18 protein-coding genes are annotated in these 23,245 nt (G+C 60.2%); 11 read left to right on the forward strand and 7 right to left on the reverse strand.

Features of this window, described 5'->3' with window-relative positions; all coding sequences use genetic code 11:
* The first annotated feature begins 200 nt into the window (after nt 1-200).
* The 6 genes from AC57B6_RS03730 (at nt 201) to AC57B6_RS03755 (ending at nt 9,340) form a co-directional block, all read left to right on the forward strand.
* Complete coding sequence (locus tag AC57B6_RS03730) at nt 201-1,268, forward strand: glycosyltransferase family 2 protein (RefSeq protein ID WP_496420718.1); 1,068 nt, start codon at nt 201-203, stop codon at nt 1,266-1,268.
* Between the two features lie 39 nt (nt 1,269-1,307).
* Nucleotides 1,308-2,777, forward strand: coding sequence for a N,N-dimethylformamidase beta subunit family domain-containing protein (locus tag AC57B6_RS03735; RefSeq protein ID WP_496420719.1), 1,470 nt, complete (start codon nt 1,308-1,310; stop codon nt 2,775-2,777).
* Nucleotides 2,777-4,027 (forward strand): O-antigen ligase family protein, encoded by a 1,251-nt coding sequence (locus tag AC57B6_RS03740; protein ID WP_042276841.1) that lies wholly within the window; start codon nt 2,777-2,779, stop codon nt 4,025-4,027. The genes AC57B6_RS03735 and AC57B6_RS03740 overlap by 1 nt, the downstream gene beginning before the upstream one ends.
* 70 nt (nt 4,028-4,097) lie before the next feature.
* Nucleotides 4,098-5,447: a cellulase family glycosylhydrolase gene (locus AC57B6_RS03745; protein WP_178368902.1), complete on the forward strand. Its 1,350-nt coding sequence runs from the start codon at nt 4,098-4,100 to the stop codon at nt 5,445-5,447.
* A 21-nt stretch (nt 5,448-5,468) separates the two neighbouring features.
* On the forward strand, nt 5,469-7,829 hold the full coding sequence (locus AC57B6_RS03750; RefSeq protein ID WP_496420720.1) for a polysaccharide biosynthesis tyrosine autokinase: 2,361 nt from the start codon (nt 5,469-5,471) through the stop codon (nt 7,827-7,829).
* 26 nt (nt 7,830-7,855) lie between these two features.
* Nucleotides 7,856-9,340: an MOP flippase family protein gene (locus tag AC57B6_RS03755; protein WP_028199828.1), complete on the forward strand. Its 1,485-nt coding sequence runs from the start codon at nt 7,856-7,858 to the stop codon at nt 9,338-9,340.
* On the opposite strand, the gene AC57B6_RS03760 is transcribed toward AC57B6_RS03755, so the two are convergent.
* From AC57B6_RS03760 to AC57B6_RS03790, 7 genes are all read right to left on the reverse strand, one after another.
* Nucleotides 9,266-10,462: a glycosyltransferase gene (locus AC57B6_RS03760; protein WP_106356689.1), complete on the reverse strand. Its 1,197-nt coding sequence runs from the start codon at nt 10,460-10,462 to the stop codon at nt 9,266-9,268. The two genes, AC57B6_RS03755 and AC57B6_RS03760, sit on opposite strands and share 75 nt — an antisense overlap.
* 99 nt (nt 10,463-10,561) lie before the next feature.
* Entirely contained in the window at nt 10,562-11,650 is a 1,089-nt protein-coding gene (locus AC57B6_RS03765) for a glycosyltransferase family 4 protein (protein ID WP_496420721.1), read from the reverse strand.
* Nucleotides 11,651-11,684: 34 nt separating this feature from the next.
* Nucleotides 11,685-12,830 (reverse strand): glycosyltransferase, encoded by a 1,146-nt coding sequence (locus AC57B6_RS03770; RefSeq protein WP_028199826.1) that lies wholly within the window; start codon nt 12,828-12,830, stop codon nt 11,685-11,687.
* 523 nt (nt 12,831-13,353) lie between these two features.
* Nucleotides 13,354-14,376, reverse strand: a complete 1,023-nt coding sequence (gene galE / locus AC57B6_RS03775; RefSeq protein ID WP_144192901.1) for a UDP-glucose 4-epimerase GalE — start codon at nt 14,374-14,376, stop codon at nt 13,354-13,356.
* Between the two features lie 12 nt (nt 14,377-14,388).
* Nucleotides 14,389-15,537: a glycosyltransferase family 4 protein gene (locus tag AC57B6_RS03780; RefSeq protein WP_496420722.1), complete on the reverse strand. Its 1,149-nt coding sequence runs from the start codon at nt 15,535-15,537 to the stop codon at nt 14,389-14,391.
* A 58-nt stretch (nt 15,538-15,595) separates the two neighbouring features.
* Nucleotides 15,596-16,426 carry a glycosyltransferase gene (locus tag AC57B6_RS03785; protein ID WP_046566545.1) on the reverse strand — a complete coding sequence of 277 codons (831 nt, stop codon included), beginning with the start codon at nt 16,424-16,426 and terminating at the stop codon, nt 15,596-15,598.
* Nucleotides 16,423-17,685: an oligosaccharide flippase family protein gene (locus AC57B6_RS03790; protein WP_216750288.1), complete on the reverse strand. Its 1,263-nt coding sequence runs from the start codon at nt 17,683-17,685 to the stop codon at nt 16,423-16,425. Before AC57B6_RS03790 ends, AC57B6_RS03785 begins: the two co-directional genes overlap by 4 nt.
* A gap of 304 nt (nt 17,686-17,989) precedes the next feature.
* Here AC57B6_RS03790 and AC57B6_RS03795 point away from each other — a divergent pair, with 304 nt between their 5' ends.
* The 5 genes from AC57B6_RS03795 (at nt 17,990) to AC57B6_RS03815 (ending at nt 23,245) form a co-directional block, all read left to right on the forward strand.
* Nucleotides 17,990-19,384: a phosphomannomutase/phosphoglucomutase gene (locus tag AC57B6_RS03795; RefSeq protein WP_028199821.1), complete on the forward strand. Its 1,395-nt coding sequence runs from the start codon at nt 17,990-17,992 to the stop codon at nt 19,382-19,384.
* Nucleotides 19,385-19,546: 162 nt separating this feature from the next.
* Nucleotides 19,547-20,548: a lipopolysaccharide heptosyltransferase I gene (waaC, locus tag AC57B6_RS03800; RefSeq protein ID WP_496420723.1), complete on the forward strand. Its 1,002-nt coding sequence runs from the start codon at nt 19,547-19,549 to the stop codon at nt 20,546-20,548.
* 53 nt (nt 20,549-20,601) lie between these two features.
* Nucleotides 20,602-21,486, forward strand: a complete 885-nt coding sequence (gene kdoO, locus AC57B6_RS03805) for a Kdo hydroxylase KdoO (RefSeq protein ID WP_028199819.1) — start codon at nt 20,602-20,604, stop codon at nt 21,484-21,486.
* Nucleotides 21,487-21,562: 76 nt separating this feature from the next.
* Nucleotides 21,563-22,876 carry a lipid IV(A) 3-deoxy-D-manno-octulosonic acid transferase gene (gene waaA / locus AC57B6_RS03810; RefSeq protein WP_496420724.1) on the forward strand — a complete coding sequence of 438 codons (1,314 nt, stop codon included), beginning with the start codon at nt 21,563-21,565 and terminating at the stop codon, nt 22,874-22,876.
* 12 nt (nt 22,877-22,888) lie between these two features.
* Nucleotides 22,889-23,245: a hypothetical protein gene (locus AC57B6_RS03815; RefSeq protein ID WP_278499493.1), complete on the forward strand. Its 357-nt coding sequence runs from the start codon at nt 22,889-22,891 to the stop codon at nt 23,243-23,245.

The raw sequence follows: 23,245 nt of genomic DNA on the forward strand, positions 1-23,245 counted from the left end.
TCAGCATCGCCGGCAATCGTCTGCGCTTTGCATCCGTGTTCCGGTCGATTCCGCCCGACGGTATGTGCCTGCACTGTGTGCTTCCGAACTTACGATCTCGTCGCCGCACCGCAATATGCAGTCGTACAGGGGGCGTACCGAAATATTCGCGTGGTCCGCATAAAACGAATCGACGACGATTTTTAAGGCTCACCCATCCTATGAAATCAGTGGATAGACGCAGCGGCGAGACGATTTTGTCCGTGGTAATCCCGGCCTTCAACGTCGAGCACTACATTGGCGTAGCGCTCAGATCGGCGATCGCTCAACCACGATCGGAAGAGATCGAGTTCATCGTAGTCGACGATGGCTCGACCGATGGCACGTTGAAGGAAATTCTTCAGGTCAAGGAAGAAGCGAGGGGACACAGCATCACGGTGATTCATCAGGAGAACCGCGGCGTCAGCGCTGCCCGTAACACCGCGATAGCGCGTGCAACCTCCCGCTACATCGGTTTTCTCGATTCTGACGATGAATGGGCGCCGAATTTTTCGGACATCATCATGCCGCTGCTCGATGCGGACACCGCGGACATCATCGAATTCAATGTCGGGATGGTGAATTCCAGCGGGCGCGTAGTGGGCGCACTAACGATGGTGGACGGCGCATCGACCGGGCTGCGTACCAACAGCATGACGACCCTGCTCGAATTTGCGCGCATATGTCAGGTTCATTCCGGCTCGCGCGTGTATCGCCGCGAGCTGTGGGACGGTATCGAATTCCCCGTCGGTCGCGTGTACGAAGACGCTTTTGCTATTCCGTTGGTGTACAAGCGCGCCCAGACGTTGTACGGCATTCGCGATCGCCTCTATTACTATCGCCGGCGCGCGGGCAGCATTACGCAAACCACCACGCTATTTTCAGTGGAATGCGTGGCGCTCTTTGCCGAGGATGCACTTAAGAAAAGCGAGGCGGAAGATGAGCGGGTCTACTGGCTCGCACTGTTCAGAAAGTTCTTCGCCAATCAGTGTTTTCTCGCTTCTCGCGTCGATGCGTCCGTGCTTCCCCAGGCCATGAAGCTGGTGGAGGAGACCGCCGCGAAGTACCGAAGCTTCGCGGTGAAACATAAGGAGCAGTTACCCGAGTTGCGCTTTCGTACGCAGATATCGGTCAACCGTCGCGTGTTTCAGATGAAGGGGTTGATCAAGCGCACGCTGGGCATGGAGTTGCGGCCAGCCGTAGCAGCGCCGAGCCGTGTCGATTCAAGTCGTCTGGACGATCGTCCCTGAGCCAGCGACCGATAAGTGACTTTTCGAGGCGCGCGAGGCATGCAACTCTACCCACTTCAAACTTCGTTTACTGCCACAGACAATCTGGACCTGGCTGTGCAGCCGCGCAGCCGGTTCTCCATTGCGATCTATCAGCAACGGGGCGAGGAGTCGTTGATCAGCGTGTGCGGCGTGACGGCGGTGACGACGCGGGACGTGACGGCGAAACTCATCAACGGCAACTACGTATTCGAATCGTCGCGCGAGCGCAAACCGGTTCGATTCGACAGCGACTGGCAATGGCCGACGATCACAGTCAAGCCGCAGACTCACGCGCTGGAAAGCGGAGCTTATGCGGCGATTGCTTACGAAGTCGACAAGAACGGCGAGCCGCTGACGGATCTGGGGCGTCGTTGTGCCGCGCGTCTGCCGGTCTTCGCCGGGCCGCCGGATAGCGACAGCATGGCGCTGGTCGTGATCCGGCCGCGTTCGCCGGCAGCATCCATCGCGTACATAGTGCCGATCGCCACCTATCACGCTTACAACTCGATGGGAGGCGGCTGTTTTTATGGGGATCCCATTTACCGCACGCGCCCGGCGTTGAAGGTGAGTCTTCTTCGACCAGGCGGCGGACTCGGTATTCAGATCGGTCATGCCGAAGATCCATACGATAGGCGCTCGCCCAGGCAGCACTTCACTCACTGGGATGCCAAGTTCATCCGCTGGTTGTACACACAACAGCTTGCGTGCGATTTTTATACCGACGTGGATCTGCATCGTGGGACGGACCTCGATCTCAGCAAGTATCGCTGCATGCTGAGCGTCGGTCACCATGAATACTGGACCCAGGAGATGCGCGACCACGTCTCGCGCTTCATAGCCGGCGGCGGCAATCTGGCCGTGTTCAGCGGTAACACCTGTTATCGGCCGATTGATTTCGGCACGAGTGGGGACCTGCAGAACATCAAGGAAATGAACCGGCTCGCCGACCAATGGCCGGATTTCAACGAGAGCAATCTGATCGGCTTGAGTTACGGCTATGGTGGCGGATCGTACGGTATCTGGAGCCGGTTCAGGCGGAAATGGGTGAGAACCGGCCGCGAACCGGTGGGCTTTACCGTGCAGCACGCCGATCATTGGGCATTCGATGGGACAGGCCTAAAGAATGGGCAGACGTTCGGTGCCGAAGACCATCTGGTCGGCTACGAAGTCGACGGCGTACCGCCCGCTCCGAACGGATTCGTTACGCTTGCCGATACGTCGCGGCTGGTGGGGTGGGAAATAGGCGGCGTCGGCGCGATGGGCATGTTCAGGCCGGAGCTGGGTGACGGGCTCAATCAGGGATGGGTTTTCAATGGCGGTACGACCGACTGGCCGCGCGTTCTGGGCGACAGCGGCGCGACCAGTCACGCGATCGTTTCGCAGATTACTCACAACGTGATCCGAAGGTTCACGAATGCCGCCGTTCACGACGCGTCGGCACTCGGGCATAGCGAACACCCAATGCCGATAGATGCGGGGAACGCGTGATGGGCGCACTTTGGGTATTCACCTTTTTCATCGGCGTCTTAAGCGATGTCATGTCCGGCGCGATCCGCTACTACACCTCGCTCGCGGGGGCGCCACAGGCCATCTATCTGCCCAAGCTGATGATGGCCGCGTGCGTTGTGCTGTTCCTTTCGTATCGCCCCAAGGTGAGCCACCTGCTCGTTTTCCTGTACCTCGCCATGCAGGCGTGCGTGTCGCTTTTCAACGGCATCAGTGCAAGCGCAGTGGCCTTCTGGGGGTGGACCGTATTGCCCATGTTCTTCGCGATTCTGGCACCGCCTGAAGCGATCGAGATACTCGGCCGTCCGCTAGCCCGGGCGGCCTTCGTGATCGTCGCGGCGATTTGCATGTTAGGCGTGCTGGTGAATTATTTCGGTTACTTCACGCCTTTGCCCTGGGTCGGGGCAAGCACGATGGTGGACGGGACCGCTGTGCACGTTACGAACTCGAACTTCGTCGGAGAAATACCGCGCTTACCGGGCTTCGGGCGCGACAGCGCCGCCACCGGACTCATGATTGGCCTGCTCTCGACGTGGCTGATACCGAGGTTCCGGTCACTCGCATTCGCGACGCTGATGCTTGCAGTGGCGGGGCTCTCCATCTGGGCCACGACCAATAAGACATCGCTCGTTGCGCTGGCGGTCGTGTTGTGCATCGAGCGATTCGGAAAGCTCGACACGATCAGAAAAGCGGCCGCCTGGGCTGCGGCGTCTGTGCTCCTGCTGCCGCTTGCGTCGTTTGCCATCACGGCGGCAATCAATCATTCGATCATTGGGGGCGGCGCGCTCGCTTCGTTTCAGGACCGATTCGAGAACACGTGGCCGCTGCTGCTGCAGGGCATGCTCCGGGAGAATCTCATCTGGTTCGGAATCGGTCCCGGCGGTTTTGGCGCGGCGACGACCTACTATCACCAGAACTTCGGCTTCAATATTGGCTATGCCGACAACGCCGCGCTCTATGCAATCGCGAACTTCGGCGTATTCGGCATGCTTATCTTCATCGTTCTGTTGGCAAGACTACTGTTCTTTAGTGAATCCAAAGATAGGCTTGCATGGACGATGTTGCTGTTTCTGTTGATCAGCGGCATCACCACGGACATTTTTGAATCGCTGGGTTGCCTGCTGTTCTTCGGCGTCGCGGCGAAATCGCTCTGGCTGAACACGCAGGAGCAACGCTTCCGTTTGAATCCCCGCGTGATGATGAGCTTGCGGGACAGAAAGTCGACGCTATGACGGAGCAGTCGTAGCAGGACAAATAACGACGGCACGTGGAATTCCCGCTACGCCGGCTTGGGGGCAGTAGATGAAGGCGCAACGAAGCAGGCGTTTCGGTCGGATTGGCATTGCAGTCGTAGGGTGCGTGGGTCTCGTCCTTGCGCTCGCGGGTGCACTGGCTATTCGCGCCTTTGCCGTACAGGCGCCGCCGCTCGTTGTTCTGGATGACCCGGCGCAAACGAACGAGAGATCGTACGTCGATCTGCCGTCATTCGCGGCATCGCGGGCTAACACCGGTGTGGCGATCCACGACATCGAGGATACGCGCCTGCTGGATGCGGTTAAAGATGTGGGCTTCTCGTTCATCCGCACGGATTTGTTCTGGGAGGCCGTGCAGGCGCCTGACGGCTGGCACTTCGAGAAATTCGACGCGCTCGTCGCCAATCTCGCGCAGCGAAAACTCGGCGCGCTCTTTATCCTCGGCTACAAGCACTATGTGTTCAGTCCGGACCAGCCGCCAACTACGACGAATCAGCTGAAAGCGTTCTACAGCTATGTTTCCGAGTCGGTACGTCGGTACAGCGGTGCCGACGTCAAATTCGAAGTGTGGAACGAAGAGAACGATGCGGTGTACTGGCTCGCCCCGCCGTCGCCGTCGGCATACCGCAATTTGCTGATAACGGCGGTGAAGGCGGCTCGGGCGGCCAACCCCAAGGCAATGATTGCCACGGGCGGCGTGCAGGAAATGGATCTGGGATTCGTGCAGTCGGTCGGTGACATTTCGAGCACAACGCTGCGCGGACCGGATGCAGTCAGTGTGCATGCGTACCGTCAGCAGTATCCGGAGACGGTATTTTCGGATTACCGGACATTGCGTAAGGATCTGGCGGGCTACAAGAACTCACCCGCAATCTGGACGACGGAATGGTCTTACCCGAGTTATGGCTATGTGTATGTCGCCAAAATTGACGACGGCCATTCGCCCAGGGCGCTTGCGCTACAGGCCAAATATACCGTTCGGCGATTTCTGGTTGACTGGATCGCGGGTGTGGGACTCACGGCCTATTACGACATGCGCGATGACGGCAAAGATCCGATGAATCGCGAACACAATTTCGGCTTGCTGGATGCAAACAATAACAAGCTGCCGGCCTATAACGCATCGAAGTATCTGTTTTCATTTACGGCAAACATTGCCAGTGCAAAGTACTTTATCGACGAGAGCGGAAAATATGTCGTCCTGAAGTTAGCGACCACTACGGGCGCAAGCAAATATGTCGTGTGGGCCTATGGCGACCGAAATGTACTTAACTTGGACGCTTCGCATTTGCCTGAGCGTGCGACGATCACCGACATGTATGGACGAGTGTTAAAAGCGCCTGCGAATGGCGTGCTTGCAGTCCCCGAAACGCGTGGTCCGATCTTCGTCACTGTTTAAGCGGCAACGCCACCGTGCGATGTGGCAGAGAGTTTCTCGGCAGTTCCAGACAGGCCTATTCGAACGCTGGAAGCTGGTGTGTTAACGGGTTCACCTTCGTCTTTTATCGCGGGAAATGAAATGAGTTCATTCTACGGACAATCGGCAGTGGGTGTTTTTCCTGCCCAGAACGACGGGCTAACTGGCCTGTGGCGGAATATCGCCCGGCACAAGTTACTGTTCGCCGCCATTCTCGGCGCGTGTTGCCTTGCCGGCGGCATCTATATTTTGCTTGCCACGCCGCAATACCGGGCTGATGCATTGCTGCGCGTTCAAATTAAACCCGGTGCGTCGGTCAGCGCGCTCTCCGATGTGTCCGGAACGACGTCGGCAGACCAGTCCGCCGACGACGAGACCGATGTTCTCACGTCGCGCACCATCGTCGACGAAGCCATCGCGCAAACTGGTGCCGATATAAACGTGCAGACTGATAGTCACTTTCCGCTGATTGGGCGCTTCCTCGCATCCCGTCACGCGGCCGCCACCGAACTGCAGCGTCCGTTCCTCGGATTGAGCGGCTATGCATGGGGCGGCGAGCAATTGAAACCCGCCATCTTCGAGATACCGGGCGCGGCCTTCGGCGACAAGTTTCGGGTGGTGACGGGTGAGGGAGGCAGTTGGACTTTGTATGACAAGGACAGTCATCAGCTGGCGCAAGGCCATGTTGGGGAGACAGTGCCGTTCCAGGTCACGACAGACGAAGGAAGTGGGCCCGGGAAAATAAAAATCGACGTTCTGCGCGCACGACCGGGCGTGGAATTTACCCTTTCCAGGGTGTCCACGCAAACAGCCTACGAGAACATCACCAGTCAGATGAAGACTACCGTATCGAGCCAGAACTCGTCGGTACGGGACTCGTCGATGCTGAGATTGAGCTATCAAACCAGCTCTCCGCTTGCCGCCCAGTCGATGGTCAACGCAATCGTGCAGGCGTTTATCAAACGCAATATCGACGACCGCGCGGCTCAGGCACGCATGAAACTGGAAACACTGCGGGCGCGCCTGCCTCAATTGCAGGCGGATATGCATGAGGCGGAAGACCGCTTTAGCGACTTCCGCACCCAGCATCAGGCGATCGATATGGAGCAGCAGGGCTCGGCGCTTATCACGAGCATGACTTCGCTTGCCGAGAGACAGCGGGCTTTGCGGCTCGAGTATGACGACAAGCGGCAGACATTCGGTCCGGATAGCCCCGTGATTCGAGGGCTGGTCCAGCAATTGGATCAGGTGAACCACGACATCGCGCAGAATACGGAAGCAACGAAGAATATGCCCGCCACGCAGCGTGAATATGTGCGGCTTTCCAGCGACGCCGGCATCAAGAAGCAGCTTTACATTGGTGTGCTCGCCAACGTGAACCAATTGGAAGTGGCGGCCGCGAGTACCGCATCCGGTGTGAGCGTCATGGATTGGGCCATTGCGTCGGAAAAGCCGTCCTGGCCGCGCAAGACGATCATTCTGCTCGGTTCGATCCTGGCCGGATTGTTTGGCGGCACGCTCGCCGTGCATCTCGTGTCGCTCAACCGTAAGGAACTCCGTACGCCGCAGGAAATTAACACGATCTCCGACTTGCCGCGTCTCGCCGTCGTGGCGCGCTCGAGAGCCCAGATTCGTGGCGATATCGATTCGCGAAGCCGTCGCGCCGAGCCGGTCAAGTTGCTGGCGGTGAGCAGTCCCGGAGATCCGAGTGTCGAAGCGTTGCGCGCATTGCCGAGCAGCGTGAGAACCTTGCTGGCTGGGAATGGCGACGGATCGACGAACAAGGTGGTGCTGTTTACCGGACCTACTCAAGGCGTAGGCAAGAGCTTTGTCTCGTCTAACTTCGCGTACCTGCTTTCGCAGACTGCGGCATCCGTTCTGCTGATAGACGGCGATATGCGGCAAGGCAAATTGAGCCATCTCTGGGAGGAAGAAGACAGGCCCGGACTGGCCGAGGTGCTCAAGGGAACTGCGCAGCTCGAGGATGCGATTGTGCGCAATGAAGGCAGCCATCTGTCCATTCTGGGCGCCGGTAATCCGTATCCTGCGAACCCTGCGGAGCTTCTCAGCAGTCCGGCGTTCCGGGATATGCTGACCACGCTTCGTGAGCGCTACGATTACGTGGTCATCGACTCGCCTCCCGTTCTGCCGGTGAGCGACGCCGTGTCGATCGCCGCTCAGGGTTGCGACCTGGTGCTGCTCGTGTCGCGTGCCGACTACACCGGTTCCCGCCAGGTCGAAGAAGCACTCCAGCGGCTAGCCAACGTCGGTGCAAAAGTGGGCGGCCATATTTTCAACGGCTTTCTTCCGTCGCGATACGGCGAACGTGATGACTATGCGCTAAACGGCGCCCGGCGCTATTAAGCGTATCCCGGACAGCAAGGAAAACAATGTCATTACGTGAGAAGGCGATTTCGGGAGCGAAGTGGTCGGCAGCATCAATGATCTCGATCGTCAGCGTCCAGTTTCTGCAGGTGGCAATACTCGCGCACCTGCTGAAACCGGGCGAGCTGGGTTTGGCGAGTATGGTTTCATTGGTGACGACGCTGGCCGATATGTTCCTCGATATGGGGTTGAGTACAGCGATTGTGCAGCGTAAGAATGTGGCGGCGAATGAGCTGACATCGCTGTACTGGCTCAATGTAATGTTCGGTGCGGTGCTTGGCGGACTTCTGCTGGCCGGCAGCGGCGTGGCGGCCTGGTTTTTCTCCGAGCCCGAACTGAAGACGCTGGTTGCCCTTGCCGCGCTGATGTTTTTCGTCTCACCTCATGGTTTGCTGTATCAATCGCTCATGGCGCGCGAGCTCATGTTCGACATGCTCTCGAAGATCGAGGTAGCGTCGAGCATGGTGTTATTCATCACGACGCTGGTGGCCGCGTTGCGCGGCTTTGGCGCTTACTCGCCGGTTATCGGTGCGTTGACTGCCGCGGTCTGCCGCGTGACGCTGCTCAATCTGAACGGGCGCAAACTGCATAAGCCAGGCTTGCGTTTCAGGTTGTCGGAGACGAGGTCGTATCTGAGCTTCGGTGTCTTCCAGGCCATGGACTCGATGGTGAATTACCTCAACGGTAATTTCGGCGGCATCGTGGCGGGCCGCGTACTCGGGGCGGCGACACTTGGCGGCTACAACCTGGCGCTCAACTGCGCGGTCAATTTTCCGGCGCGACTGAATCCGTTCTTTACGCGCGTGCTCTTTCCTGTCTTCTCGATCATTCAGGACGATACGGCAAAGCTTCGTCAAAACTACTACAAGCTGACGGGCTTTATCGCCATGTTCAACTTTCCGCTCGTGTTCGGGCTGATGGTCGTGGCGCCGGATTTTGTCGTGTGCATGTTCGGCGAAAAATGGCTCTGGGCGACGCCGGTATTGCGGGTGTTGTGCCTCGTGGGCGCGTTTCGTTGCCTCGGCAATCCGGTCGCCTCCTTGATGATGGCGACAGCGAACATTCGCGTGAGCTTCTGGTTCAACCTGATAAAAACGACGGTGATGTTGCCCGCCATCATTCTCGGTGCCTCTCTGGGCGGTGCGCTTGGCGTCGCGATTTCGCTGGTCACGGTCGAAGCGATCACGATCATGCCGATGTATCACTTCATGCTGAAGCGCGTGCTCGGTCCGAGCCTCGCAGAGTTTTTCAACGCCTGTTTTGTGCCGCTGAGAATGACGCTGCCCATGGTGGCAAGCGTGCTGGTCGCCTCGGAATTGCTTGACGCGTCGTCGACGGGGCACGTCCTCAGGCTGATCGCGGAAGTCACACTCGGTGCGGCGGTGTTCGGTGTGACGTTCCTGCTCGATCGATCGCTACTTTGTGCCGAGATCCGAGGGATTGTGCTTAAGATGGTCCGTAAAGCAGCGCTGCGGCACGGGCTGCAATAGTACGCGCTGCGCCTGAGCGTCGAACGCTTCGCGGGAAAACCGCAGCCGGAAAGAGGCAGTCAGTTCGGCGAGCGGATAGGTCTGCGCGGCAAAGATTCTTTCGACGAACGCGTCCTGATCGTGAACCGGAAACAGCAATTCCGCCGGCAGGTACGAGCCTAGTGCCGATACCTGTGAGGCCACGATCGGGCGGCCCGCCAGGATGGCCTCGATCATCACAAGCGGCACGCCTTCATAGCCCGAAGGCAACACGATTACATCGCTCGCTACGATGTAAGGCAGCACGTCGGATTGCGGACCGATGATCCTCACGCAACGAGACAGGACCTCGCTGGCTTGCACGGCTTGCAACAATTTCGCCGCGTCCGGGCCGTCACCTACGATCAGCACAAGCGAATTGATAAACCGATCCGGGTTGCGCTCAATGGCTGCGAGCAGGAAGTTCTGCCGCTTGTGCTGAAAGTGAATCCGGCCAATATGGGTGCAAATAAACTTTCCGCTTTGCGGCAAAGAAAGCAGGCTGCGCGCCGCGTCGCGGGTGAGTGCGGTATTGCTGAACTTGTCGTCGACGCAGTTTTCCAGAATCGCGGTAGGTGTTGCCGGCGCCAGTTTTACCAGTTTGCCGCGTAGATGGTCGTTGAGCGTGATGTACTGCTGCGGCAACTGGTAGAGCACGCGTTTGACCAGAAACTTGATACGCTCCGTCGCGGGCGCTCCCGCTCCCGCTTCGTCATCCACCAGCGGGATGTAGCTGACGGCGATTGTTCGGGTCAAGCGCGCGGCGATCAGGCCGGCGAGTGCGGATACGATTGTTCCCTGGGCGATCACGAGTTTCGACAGATGAAGCCCGCGCAGAAGCGCTGCGGTTCGCCATGTGGCCGACAGCAGTGCAAGAGGGTTGCGGTGAATCTGCTCTGAGGTAAACGGCAATGAAATGGCGGTGACCTGACGGTGCCGCCCGGCAATGTTTTTGGCAAACAGGGACATGGCTTCATTCCCGGTCGGCACGAGAATGTGCAGGCTGACAATGCCCGGGCACTTCACAAGGGCATGAATAAGCCGTTTGAGCATTTCCTCGTGGCCGCCGTTGACGCCCGAATCGCAATAGATGCCTAACCTCACTGAAGCTCCCCTTAGGACGAAATGTGGCTTACGGATACGCCGACCACCGTGGCCCCTGATTTGAAAAGCTGATAGAGCGTTGCAAGAGCAACGATCGCGTTACGCCCCGCGCCGGGATCGATCGATGACCTGAGAGAGCATCTCCGCGCTTGCACCCCAGCGATACTCGGCCGCGTGCGCCAGACCCCGTTCTATTAAAGTTTTCCTCAACTCGGGCGAGCGCAGTAGCGTGCGTAGTTGCTCCGCAATATCTTCTGACGAGTAGGGATCGCAATAGAGTGCGGCGTCCCCGCAGGTTTCCGGCAATGCGGCCGATCGGGCCACGATAACCGGGCAGCCGCTGCGCATCGCCTCGAGCGGCGGAATCCCGAATCCCTCATAGATCGACGGATAGACGAAACAGTGCGCGTGCTGATAAAGCGCTTTCAGCTTCTCGTCGCTGATATAGCCGACTGCTTTGACGTTCGGTGCGGCGCCTTGCACGTCCTGAACATTGCCAAATACGCTGGTGTTTTTCATCCCGACAATCACCAGATCGATCGTCGGGTCGTCCAGTTGACGAAAGGCCTCCAGTATCCGTCCGAAGTTCTTGGTCGGGTTCATGCTGCTCACCGCGAGCACGAAACGTTTCGACGTCAGGCCATGCTCGTGCAGCACACTGGTATCGGGTACGGTTGCATCCAGATGATCCGCGCCAAGTGGAACGACACTGATTCGCGTTGCGGGTACTCCACAGTGATGAGCGAGACGCTGCCGCGAGAAGTTCGAATTGGTGACGACGCAACTTGAAGTGCGCGCAAGAATCCAGAACATCAACCGGTACCATGCGCGAAAACGCCACGAGAAGTGGGCCGGTGTATCGAACACCGCCGCGTCGTGCATGTAGATGACCTGATTGAAGCGAAAGATAGAAGCCGAGTTGCTGAGATTGACAATCCGATGCCGGCCGGCGAAGAACGGCAGAACGAGCTGCTCCCAGAACACGCCCTTGCCGAATCCGATCTTGACGGTGTTCGTATTGCCGACGGACTGGAGCCCAGGCTGTGGCGGCACAACGACGGTGACTTCGCCGTTGTCGGGCAAGTGACCGAGCGCGGCGATCAGTTCGCGCGCCACACGTTGTACGCCGGTCGTCTTCTGCGTTGCGAAGCGGCCGTTGTAGATGAACGTCGGGGTGGTCGAGGCCATATTCTTCACACCGTTGTCTCCCCGGAGGACAGGCTTAGCGATTGACTTCATAAGGAAGCGCGATGTCGGCGATCAAGGGCTCTTTGGTGGCGGGGCGCTCATCGGCGAGTCCGTAGAGCTGTTGCCATTCCCGGAAAATCGCGTCCATGGAAAAGCGCTCCACAGCGCGCTTTCTCGCTGCCGCGCCCATTTGCTGCCGCAGCGACCAGTTGTTGCGCAGGAGGTCGAGATAGACGGCCATTTCCTCGGTGTTTGACGCGACAAAGCCGGTCACGCCGTGAATGACGACGTCGCGATTACCCACTACGTTGGTCACTACTGCGGGAATTCCTGCCACCTGCGCTTCGATCAGCGCGAGAGGCATGCCTTCCCAACGGGAGGTCTGCACGTAGACGTCGAGCTGGGACATCAGGTCCAATGCACGCTCGCGGGTGACCCAGCCGCTGCATGTAACGGCATCGCCCTGATAGGGCGCGGGCACGTCTTCCGCATTCCCGCCTATCCAGACAAAGCTGACGGCCGGATCGCGGAGTTCATTCGCCAGTTGAATGAATACCTCGTGGTTCTTCTGGAAGGACGCGCGCCCTGTCATGCCGATCACCACGCGGCCGTCGCTTCGTTTGCATTGAACAGGGATCTCACGAACGTCTACGCCGTTTTCGATCATGATTGCGGCGCGCGCATGAACGCGGCCCTTGATCTCGTGCAACTCGCTGCGCGAGCACGCGACGATCGTTCCGCCGATATAGTTGGCGAGGCGCTCGAAGCTCAAATACGCGAATTGCTTGGTGGCCGACACATCGCGCCGCAGGAAGGCGGGGCCGTGTGGCGAATAAAGTACTTTGGCGTGAGGGGATGCTATTTTGGCCGCCGCGCGCCCGAGCGCGCCTGCTTTCGACGAATGGAGATGGATGACTTCGGGATTGCGATCGCGCAGGTTCTGAACCAATGCGCGCAGGCTCGACCAGTCTTTCTTGACGTTGATCTCCCTGCACATCGAGACGTATGTCATCTTGACCTTTGGATGAAACAGACGCGCAAAATCTTTTGGGGTTTCCCGCCGTAATGAATAAATGACTGACACATTTGCGCCAGCCTCTGCTGCGCGATTGGAAAGCTCGACTAGCATCGACAGAACCCCCCCTCCGAAGGCTTCCGTGATATGAACGATGTCTTTCATGTGTCTGTTCCCGTGGGCGAGATTCTGGTATTCGTGATGAAATGATTCGGCTAGATGGATGCACCCCTGCGGTTTGATCTTGTCTTCACGGCGCCAATGACTCTGTGTGATGGCGCACACTTAAAATGCATAAATAGATAGGCGTACGAAGTGATTAAGAAAGCATTCTCAATATGGTAGGAATGAATTAGGTTCTATCCGCAAAAAGGAAGCGAATCAAAGCGCTCGAGTGGCGGAATTAACCTGAATTGACGATCCTTGACGATTAGAATCCGGCCGGACTCGAAATGAGAGAGATCGACATATAAAGGCGGGAAAGTTCGCTAATTGCGGAGATTTACGTCAAACGACAGCGCTCAATATCGAGCCGATTTTCTTTCTGGAATTGGCGAGCTGTGCCGATGAGCACAGCAGACTTCGTGGAGACTGTTCGACATGGAACACAAGCGGTGCAAGATCTGGCTGATCGACAGCGGTTGAGTCCCTGCGAGGCAACTCGTTGCGCTGTCGACCTTTACTACATTCAGGCGAAGCCGTGCGGATTGGTCGACTGCCACCGCCAGTGATCCGCGCACATCCTCTCGATCCCATATTCTGCACGCCAGCCAATGACTTCCAGCGCGGCGGTGGGGTCCGCAAAACACGAAGCTACGTCGCCAGGGCGGCGAGCCACGATCTCGTAGGGCACGGGCCGGCCCGCGGCTTTCTCGAACGCCTTGACGACGTCGATCACGCTATACCCCTGGCCCGTGCCGAGATTCACGACGAAGCTGGCGTCGCGCCTGACCAGCGCATCCAGTGCGGCCAGATGCCCGCGCGCGAGGTCCACAACGTGAATATAGTCGCGCACGCCGGTGCCGTCCGGCGTCTCGTAGTCGCCACCGAATACACGCAGCTTTTCCAGTTTGCCTACTGCGACCTGTGCCACATATGGCATCAGATTATTGGGGATACCGGCCGGGTCTTCTCCAATCAGGCCGCTCTCATGCGCGCCAACCGGGTTGAAATAGCGCAAAGTCGCAATTCGCCAGGAAGGATCTGCCACTTCCAGATCGCGCAAAACCTGCTCGGCGATCAGCTTCGACTGCCCATAAGGATTGGTGGCCGACAGCGGAAACGATTCGTCGATCGGCGAACTTTTCGGCACGCCGTACACTGTTGCGGAAGAACTGAACACGAACTGCTTCACCTTGCGATCGCGCATCACGCCAAGCAGCGCCAGCAGACTGCCGACGTTATTGCTGTAGTACTCGACAGGCTTGGCGACCGATTCGCCCACCGCCTTGAGCGCGGCAAAGTGGATCGCGCCGGTGATCGGGTGGGCGTCGAAAATGCGATTGAGCGCTGCTTCGTCGCGGGCGTCGGCTTCGTAAAAGGTCACGGGCTTGCCGGTGATCTTTTCTACGCGCCGCAGCGATTCGCGGTTGCTGTTCACGAGATTGTCGATTACCACGACGTCGTAACCGCCGTTCAGCAGTTCGACACATGTGTGCGAGCCGATAAATCCTGCACCGCCCGTTACCAGAATCGTACCCTTCGTGGTCATTCTGCTACTCCGTTAAAGTAAAACGCCCGTCATTTTTTGCACCAGGTCTTTATATGTTTCGACGACGACGCGTTCGTCGAACTCTTGCGCGACTTTCTGTCGACCGCGTTCTGCCATTGCGCGGCGCCCGGCACTGCTCATATCGAGCATTTGCGCCAGTTTCGCCGCGAGACTCTCTGCATTGCGCACTTCACACAGCAAGCCATTGACGCCGTCCGCCACCACTTCGCGGCAGCCGGGCACGTCCGTGGTCACAATCGGCCGGCCCATCGCGGAGGCTTCCATCAGCGTGCGAGGCACGCCTTCGCGATAGGACGGCAGGACGACGCAGTCCGCATTGGCGATAAAGGGCCGTACGTCATGTGCCTCGCCCAGGTACTCGATGATGCCTTCCTGCTCCCACGCGGCCACTTCTTCGCGTGTGATCGCGCTAGGGTTGTCGACGCCGACCGGCCCGAGCAACTGGAAGCGGGCTTGGGGATAGCGCTCGCGTAGGCGCCGGGCGGCTTCGACATATTCGCCGACACCCTTGTCCCACAGAAGCCGCCCGATCAGCACGAACTTGAATTCCGCCCGCTCCGGCAGCGGCGTGAAGGCGAACTGTTCGAGATCGACGCCTTCGCCGTGCAGCAGACGCGCACGCTCAGGATGCACCAACAAATTCTGCTCGACAAACGCAGCCTGGTCGTCGCGGTTCAGAAACCAGATTTCGCGCGGGAAATGGAACGCGAAACGGTACAGTTTCTTGGCGACCTGCGCCGCACGACTTTGCTGGATGAACACGTAGCCGAGCCCGGTGGTCACCGCCACCGACTGCACGCCCGCCAGTTTCGCGGCGATCGAGCCGTAAATGTTCGGTTTGATCGTGTAGTGGAACACGACGTGCGGGCGGATGCTTCGATACAAACGATACAACGCCAAAAGCGTGCGCAGGTCTTCACGCGGACTGGTGCCCTTGGACGCCACCGGCAGCTCGATGCAGCGGCAGCCCATCGCGGTGAGCAGCTTGAACGTGCGGTCATGCGGCGCGAGCACCGTAACGTCGACGCCCCGCCCGACCAGCATGCGGATCAGCCCTTGCCGATACGTATAGATTGCCCAGGCGGTGTTACAGACCAGTGTAATGCGCAGTGCGGGCGTCGATTTCAGGGCAGGCTTCATGCGGGGACGGGCTCGACGGTGGGTGACGGGATGAATGGCGGCAAGGGCATCAATGACATCAATGGCTCGCGTGCGGTGCAAGCAGCCTGCGCTTGACCTGCTGCAAGGCACGGTAGGGCGTTACCAGGTGCAGCAGATTTTTGGCGAGGCCCAGCCAGTCGTACGGGTTGGCGACGTTGAAGTAGCGTAGTTGCAGCCGCAGCGTCGAGCTGACCTGGCGACGCCGTTTGGTGGCGCTAATACCGCCTTCGTTCAATTCGTAATAGAGGCCGAGTTCCGGCAGATTCGCACAGTCGTAGCGTTCCATCAGGCGTACGAACAGGTCGAGGTCCTCGGCGCTAGGATATGCCGCGCGATAGTTGCCGACCGCACGGACCGCGTCGATGCGCAACATCATCGACGGGTGCGCGAGGCACGACCGGAAGAAGCGCAGACGCCGGATCTGCTCCGGCTCGGCGGGCGGCGTCAGCATGAACAGCGGTTTGCCTTCACGCGTGACGACCTGTGTCCACATGCCGAGGCCGGCCACTTGCGGATGCGACTCCATGAACGCGCGTTGCCGGGCGAGCCGCTGCGGCACGCTGCGGTCGCCCGCGTCGATGCGGGCGGCATAGCGAAAACCGCGCTGCGCGAGCGCGTCGATGCCGGTCTGCAGCGCACGTTCGATGCCGCCGTTCTGCGGCATGCGCAACACGTCGATCTTCATGTTGGCGAGTGCCGGGGCGACGATCGGCGGCGTGCTGCCGTCGTCGACGATCAGTACATGGACCAGCGTGCTTTCGCTGAACGAGGCCAGCGTCAGATCGACGTCGGCCTGGCCGTTGTACGCGGGCATCAGGACGGCGACGTCGTCGAGGGAACACTGCGCGGCGGCGGATGAATTCGTCATGGGCGCAATTTGAAACGAATGTAATAAAGATTAACCGACGCGGCAGCGAGATAGCCGGCGGCGAGACCCACCAGCGCGCCGTAAGCGCCCAGCCGCGGAATCGCCAGCAGATTGACGACAAACGCGACGGCCAGCGCCAGTAGCCATTTGGAGAGCAAGACGAACTTGGCCTGATATTTCAGCACGATCAGATTGCCGATCGCTTCGATGCCGGCCGGTACGGAAAGCCACACAGCCCAGCGGAAAATCTCTATCGCGCCTTCAAAATCCGGTCCGAACACGCGGCGGATGATGAAGCCGGCCAGCAGATCCAGCACGAGCGCACCGCTCACCATCAGCGCGGCGGTCATGGCCGTGAGCCGCCACACGTTGCGGCGCAACTGCGCGGCGTCCTGCACGCGGTAGACAAAGGCGGGCGCGATCGTCTGCGCGAGCATCAGCGCGAGCGTGATCCAGTTTTCGTTCAACTGCTGCGCGGCGGAATAGCGCCCGAGGTCGGCGAAGGAAATCGCCCGTTCGAGCATCAGTCTGTCCAGTTTCAGGAACAGATACATACAGATCAGGCCGAGCCAGAATACCGTGCCCGCGGTCGCGAAGTGCCTGAAGAGCGAGCGATCGAGTCGCCAGCCAAGCTGGCCGCCGTGCCGGCGCATGTAATAGATCAGCAGAACCGCGCCGATCACTGCCGATTCGGCCGCCCACAGCCAGCCAAAGCGCGCGGGCGTGGCCGCCGCACGCACCAGCAGATAGACGAAACCGGCCTTCAGCACCGCGGTGCTCATGCTGGTGAGCAACTGCGGCTTGCTGTACGTCATGCTTTGCAGCCACGCGTTGATCACGCCGACGAACGGCTCGCGAAACAGCATGGTGACCGCGAGACCGGCGAGCATGGCGCCCACCAGCGGGTCGAAGAAGTGCAGGGCGATGCCGAGCCACGTGAGCAGCAGCGCCGCAACTGAAACCGAGAAACGCAGCGCGAAGGCGCTGCCGAGCACGGTGCCCAGTTCCGCTGGCGGCCGGTTGACGATGGTGGGAACCAGAATCTCCGCGCCGCACACCCACGTGATCGGCGAAAGCACCAGCAGCAGCGTGTTCGCGTACTGCCATTTGCCGAAGGTGTCCGGCCCGAAGTAGCGCGCCAGCATGCCGCTGATCACGATCGCCACGCCGATCTGCGTGAGCCGTTCCAGCCCGAGCCAGACGATATTGGCAAAGGCGCGCGTAACGTCGGGATTGGCGAAGCGCTTGAGCGTCAACATCCGGCGGACACTCGCCCATGCGGTTGCGCGCATTGCACCGGTTGCCCGTCTCGTGCCGGAGACCCAACGTGCGCCAGGGCACGATATGTAACAGGCAACCTGGCCGGCAGTCGCGGCAACATTGCAAAAGCAGGGCGTCTAAGCATTAGAATGAGTGTCTATTAGGGCATGTCCGAAAGGCGCAATTATAAGTTGGAACCGGATCGCTTCCGGCCAGCGCGCATCGTTCGGTTTCACAGGTAGTTTTACCGATCCCTCGGCGATGTGCCGGTCAAAATTTTCCATTGCACGCAAGTGAGCCAACATGATCTCCAAATCCATTTTCAAGGCGTATGACATTCGCGGCGTAATCGGCAAGACGCTGGACGCTGATGCAGCGCGTTCGATCGGCCGCGCGTTCGGCAGCGAAGTGCGGGCGCAAGGCGGCGACGCCGTGGTGGTCGCGCGTGACGGGCGGCTCTCGGGCCCCGAGCTGGTTCAGGCGCTGTCGGACGGCCTGCGTGCGGCCGGTGTCGACGTGGTCAACGTCGGCATGGTGCCGACGCCGGTCGGCTACTTCGCGGCCAGCGTGCCGTTGCAACTCGACGGTGGCGAACGCCGTGTCGATTCGTGCATCGTCGTGACGGGCAGCCACAATCCGCCCGACTACAATGGCTTCAAGATGGTTCTGCGCGGTGCGGCCATTTACGGCGAGCAGATCCTCGCGCTGCATCAGCGTATCGTCGACGAAAACTTTTCTGACGGTAGCGGCACGTACACCGAGTACGACATCGCCGACGCCTATCTGGATCGCATCACGAGCGACATCAAGCTCGCCCGCCCGATCAAGATCGTGGTCGACACCGGCAACGGCGTGGCCGGCGGCCTCGCGCCGAAGCTCTTCAAGAAGCTCGGCTGCGAACTGGTCGAACTGTTCACCGAGATCGACGGCAACTTCCCGAACCATCACCCGGACCCGGCTCACCCCGAGAACCTGCAGGACGTGATCCGCGCGCTGAAGGAAACGGACGCTGAAATCGGTTTCGCGTTCGACGGCGACGGCGACCGCCTCGGCGTTGTCACCAAAGACGGCCAGATCATTTACCCGGACCGTCAGCTGATGCTGTTCGCTGAAGAAGTGCTGTCGCGCAACAAGGGTGCGCAGATCATTTACGACGTGAAGTGCACGCGCAATCTTGCGAAATGGGTCAAGGACAAGGGCGGTGAACCGTTGATGTGGAAGACCGGGCACTCGCTGGTCAAGGCGAAGCTGCGCGAAACCGGCGCGCCGCTGGCCGGCGAAATGAGCGGCCACGTGTTCTTCAAGGACCGTTGGTACGGATTTGACGACGGCCTGTACACGGGCGCGCGTCTGCTGGAAATCCTCACGCGGGTGGCCGACCCGAGCAAGCTGCTGAACTCGCTGCCGAACTCGAATTCCACGCCGGAATTGCAGTTGAAGCTCGAAGAAGGCGAAAACTTCGAACTGATCGCGCGGTTGCAGCAAAACGCCACGTTCACCGGCGCGGACGACGTCGTGAAGATCGACGGCCTGCGTGTCGAGTACCCGGACGGCTTTGGCCTTGCGCGCTCGTCGAACACCACGCCGGTGGTGGTGATGCGTTTCGAAGCGGATAGCGATGAAGCGCTCAGGCGTATCCAGGAAGACTTCCGCCGCGTGATCATGGCTGAGAAGCCGGACGCGAAGCTGCCGTTTTAAGAGCTTCAGCGGCGGCGCGGTTCTTCGTGAATCGCGGCCGCTGTCGAACGCGGCGCGGGTTTCACTTACCGCGCCGCGTTTTTTCATGCCATTTAGCTCTGTCGCGATAGAATTGCGGTCCTTTCACCGATTTTTCGGGCCGGATAGCCGGTTTTCCCACACTTGAGCGTGCAAAAGATACTAATCGTGAGGGTGTCGTCATTGGGCGACGTCGTTCACAACATGCCGGTGATCGCCGATATTCGACGCCGCCATCCCGAGGCGCAGATCGACTGGCTCGTCGAAGAAAGCTTCGTGGGGCTCGTGGAGCTCGTCAGCGGCGTGCGGCGGGCGATTCCCGTGTCGCTGCGACGCTGGCGCAAACGCATTCTCTCGGTCGACAACTGGCGCGAGATCGGTGCGTTTCGGCGCGCGCTCGCGGCTGAGAATTACGATCTCGTGATCGACTGCCAGGGGCTCATCAAGACCGCGTGGGTCGCGAGCATGGCGCGCGGACCGCTGGTCGGCCTTGCCAACCGCACCGACGGCGCGGGCTTCGAATGGCCGGTGCGCTTCTTCTACGACAAGCGCGTGCCGATCGAGCCGCGTACCCATGTGGTCGAGCGGACGCGTCAACTGGTGGCCGCGGCGCTGGACGACCCGCAGCCGCAGCCCACCGACGACATCGATTTCGGCATCGACACCGGGCGCGCGGCGCTGGCTTTGTCGGAGGCGAATCTGAACCTGCCGGTGCCTTATGTGGTGTTCGTGCATGCCACCTCGCGCGCCGACAAGCAGTGGCCCGACACCGCGTGGATCGAACTGGGCCAGTCTCTGGTGCGGCGCGGTGCGTCGATCGTGCTGCCGTGGGGCAGCGAGGAAGAGCGCGCCACCAGCGAGCGTCTGGCGAAGGAATTCGGCGGCGCGGCCATTGTTCCGCCCAGGCTGTCGCTGCCGGCCGTGGTCGGGCTGATCGAAGGCGCCGCCGCCGCCGTCGGCGTTGACACAGGTCTAGTGCACATCGCGGCGGCGCTGAAGCGGCCGACGGTCGAGTTGTACAATTTCGCCACCGCGTGGCGTACTGGCGGTTACTGGTCGCCGAACGTCGTTAACCTCGGCACGGCCGGCAAGCCGCCCACGCTGCAGGAAGTCAAGTCCGCGCTGGCCGGTTTCGGCCTGCTGTAAGGCTGTAACGCGGCGTGCTTCGCCTTACGCGGCATCCGTTTTCAAGGGCGACCATGAACGAAACCCAGATCATCGAAGTAGCGAACGCAGACTGGCACGGGCGCAATCTGTCCGTGCCGCGCGAGACGCTGCTAGCCGGCGTGGAACGCGGCAAAGTGCTGTATTTCCCGAATTTGCGCTTTGCCATTGAAGGCGGCGAACAGGCCTTGCTCGATCCCGCACTGGCCGATCCGAGCCGCAAGAACATCAGTCTCGAGCCGAATGGCGGCGCCTTGCACGGCGTGGCTGGTGACGCGGTCACGCAATCGGCGGTGCGCGCATTGATCGCGCGTTATCAGTCCAATGCGCGCACGCTCGTCGACGGGCTGTTCCCGGAATACAACGGCAAGTTGCGCGTCGCGCCAACGAGCTTGCGGCTGCATCAGGTGCAAGGGCGCGAGACCTCATGGCGTAAGGACGATAGCCGCTTGCACGTTGACGCATTTCCGTCGCGGCCGAATTACGGTGAGCGCATTCTGCGCGTGTTCACCAACGTCAATCCGCATGGTGAGCCGCGTGTATGGCGCGTCGGCGAGCCGTTCGAGGACATGGCCAAACGCTTCCTGCCGCGCATCAAGCCGCAAATGCCGGGTTCGGCGTGGCTGCTGAATCTGCTGCACGTCACCAAATCGCCGCGCAGCGAATACGACCACTTGATGCTCAATCTGCACGACAGCATGAAGGCCGATCTCGACTATCAGAAGTCGAGTCCGCAGGAGACCATGCCGTTTCCGCCGGGTAGCGTGTGGGTGTGCTTCTCCGACCACACTTCGCATGCCGTGATGTCCGGGCAGTTCATGCTGGAGCAGACCTTCTTCCTGCCGGTCAAGGCAATGGCGCAGCCGGAATGCGCGCCGCTCGGCATTCTCGAGCGCCTGAAGGGCAGGGCGCTGGTTTGAGCGCCGCTGTCGTTGTCGCTCGTACTTTGAGACTCGCACTTGCAGTCGGATTCGCGCTTGCGCGTGCGGAGTGCCGATGCTGAGGGCGATTTATAACGCGCTCTGGTGGATCGTCGCGCCGCTTGCCGTGCTGCGCCTGCTGATTCGTTCGCGTAAGGAGCGTGGCTATCGCGAGCATATCGCCGAGCGTTTCGGCTATGCGCGCGGCCGGTTGCCGGAAGACAATGCGCCGCTGATCTGGGTACATGCGGTGTCGGTGGGCGAGACGCGCGCCGCGCAGCCGCTGATCGACGCGTTGCTCAAGGCGCGTCCCGACGCACGAATTCTTCTGACCCATATGACGCCGAGTGGCCGCGCCACCGGCGAGCAGATTTTCGGCGACCGCGTGTTGCGCAGCTATCTGCCGTATGACATGCCGCATGCGGTGCAGCGATTTTTGCGGACGTGGCGGCCGTCGCTTGGGCTGGTCATGGAAACCGAAGTGTGGCCCACGCTGATCGACCAATGCCGTCGCGCGGATGTGCCGCTCGTGCTGACCAATGCGCGGATGTCGGCGCGCTCGTACAAGCGCGCGGCCAGGTTCGGCCATGCGACCAAAGACGTGTTCGGCGGCTTTGCGCGCGTGCTTGCGCAGAGCCCGGCGGATGCGGAGCGGCTCACCGCACTCGGTGCCCGTAACGTCGCGGTGCTGGGCAATCTGAAGTTCGATATGAGTACGCCGCCGGAACTGGCGGCGCGTGGCCATGCATGGCGTGCGGCGATCGGCACGCGGCCCGTGTGGGTCGCGGCGAGTACGCGTGAAGGCGAAGAGGAACTGGTGCTGCAGGCGTTCGCCGCGTTGGGCATCGACAATGCATTGCTGATCCTGGTGCCGCGTCATCCGCAACGGTTCAACGAAGTGGCGGGGTTGGTCGAAAAGGCCGGTCTGCGATTTGAGCGGCGTTCGACGTGGGCGCCCGCGGCGACCGTGGCATCGGCGGCCGCGACCGCCAGCGGCGGCGCGCCTGCTTTGCCTTCAGACGTGAACGTGCTGCTTGGCGATTCGATGGGCGAGTTGGGCGCCTACTACGCCGCTTCGGACCTGGCGTTTATCGGTGGGAGTTTGTTGCCGCTGGGCGGGCAGAATCTGATTGAGGCCTGTGCGGTCGGGGTGCCGGTGCTGATTGGGCCACACGTGTTCAACTTCACGCAAGCCACCGCGGATGCCGTCGCCGCGGGCGCGGCGGTGCAGGTGCAAGATCCGGCCGATCTGGCGCGGGCGCTGCGCGAACTGTTCAGCGACAAGGCGCGACGGCTGGCAATGGGCGGCGCGGCCTCGGCGTTTGCCGCGCGCCATCGTGGCGCGACCGCGCGCACAGTCGATGTGTTGATGGCGTTGTTGCCCGAATGAGGAGAGGACGTAATGGAGAGACTTCCTTTGATTTGGGAACGCGCCATTCGCTGGGCCCCCGCAGTGGTAACTGTCGGAGCCGCTCTAGGGATTTACCACGGCGTAGTCAGCTACTTTTACGACGGCAGAATCAAGTCGCGCGATGACCAGATTGCCGTTCTCAAGCAGCAGAACGAAAGTCTACAGCAGAACATTGATCAGCTACGTCATACACAGTGTGATGCGCAGTACTCACAAATCGATTCGGTCAAAAAGCTTGCCGACATTCGCATGGCTCAACTCACATCGTCCATTCAATTAATCGGCGGTGGAACAGTTAATCCGGACGACATGGCTATTCGCTACATGTGCTTGCGGCTGAAGCGATAG

The sequence above is a fragment of the Paraburkholderia sp. BGA-UO-ETr-F12 genome (assembly GCF_059567945.1).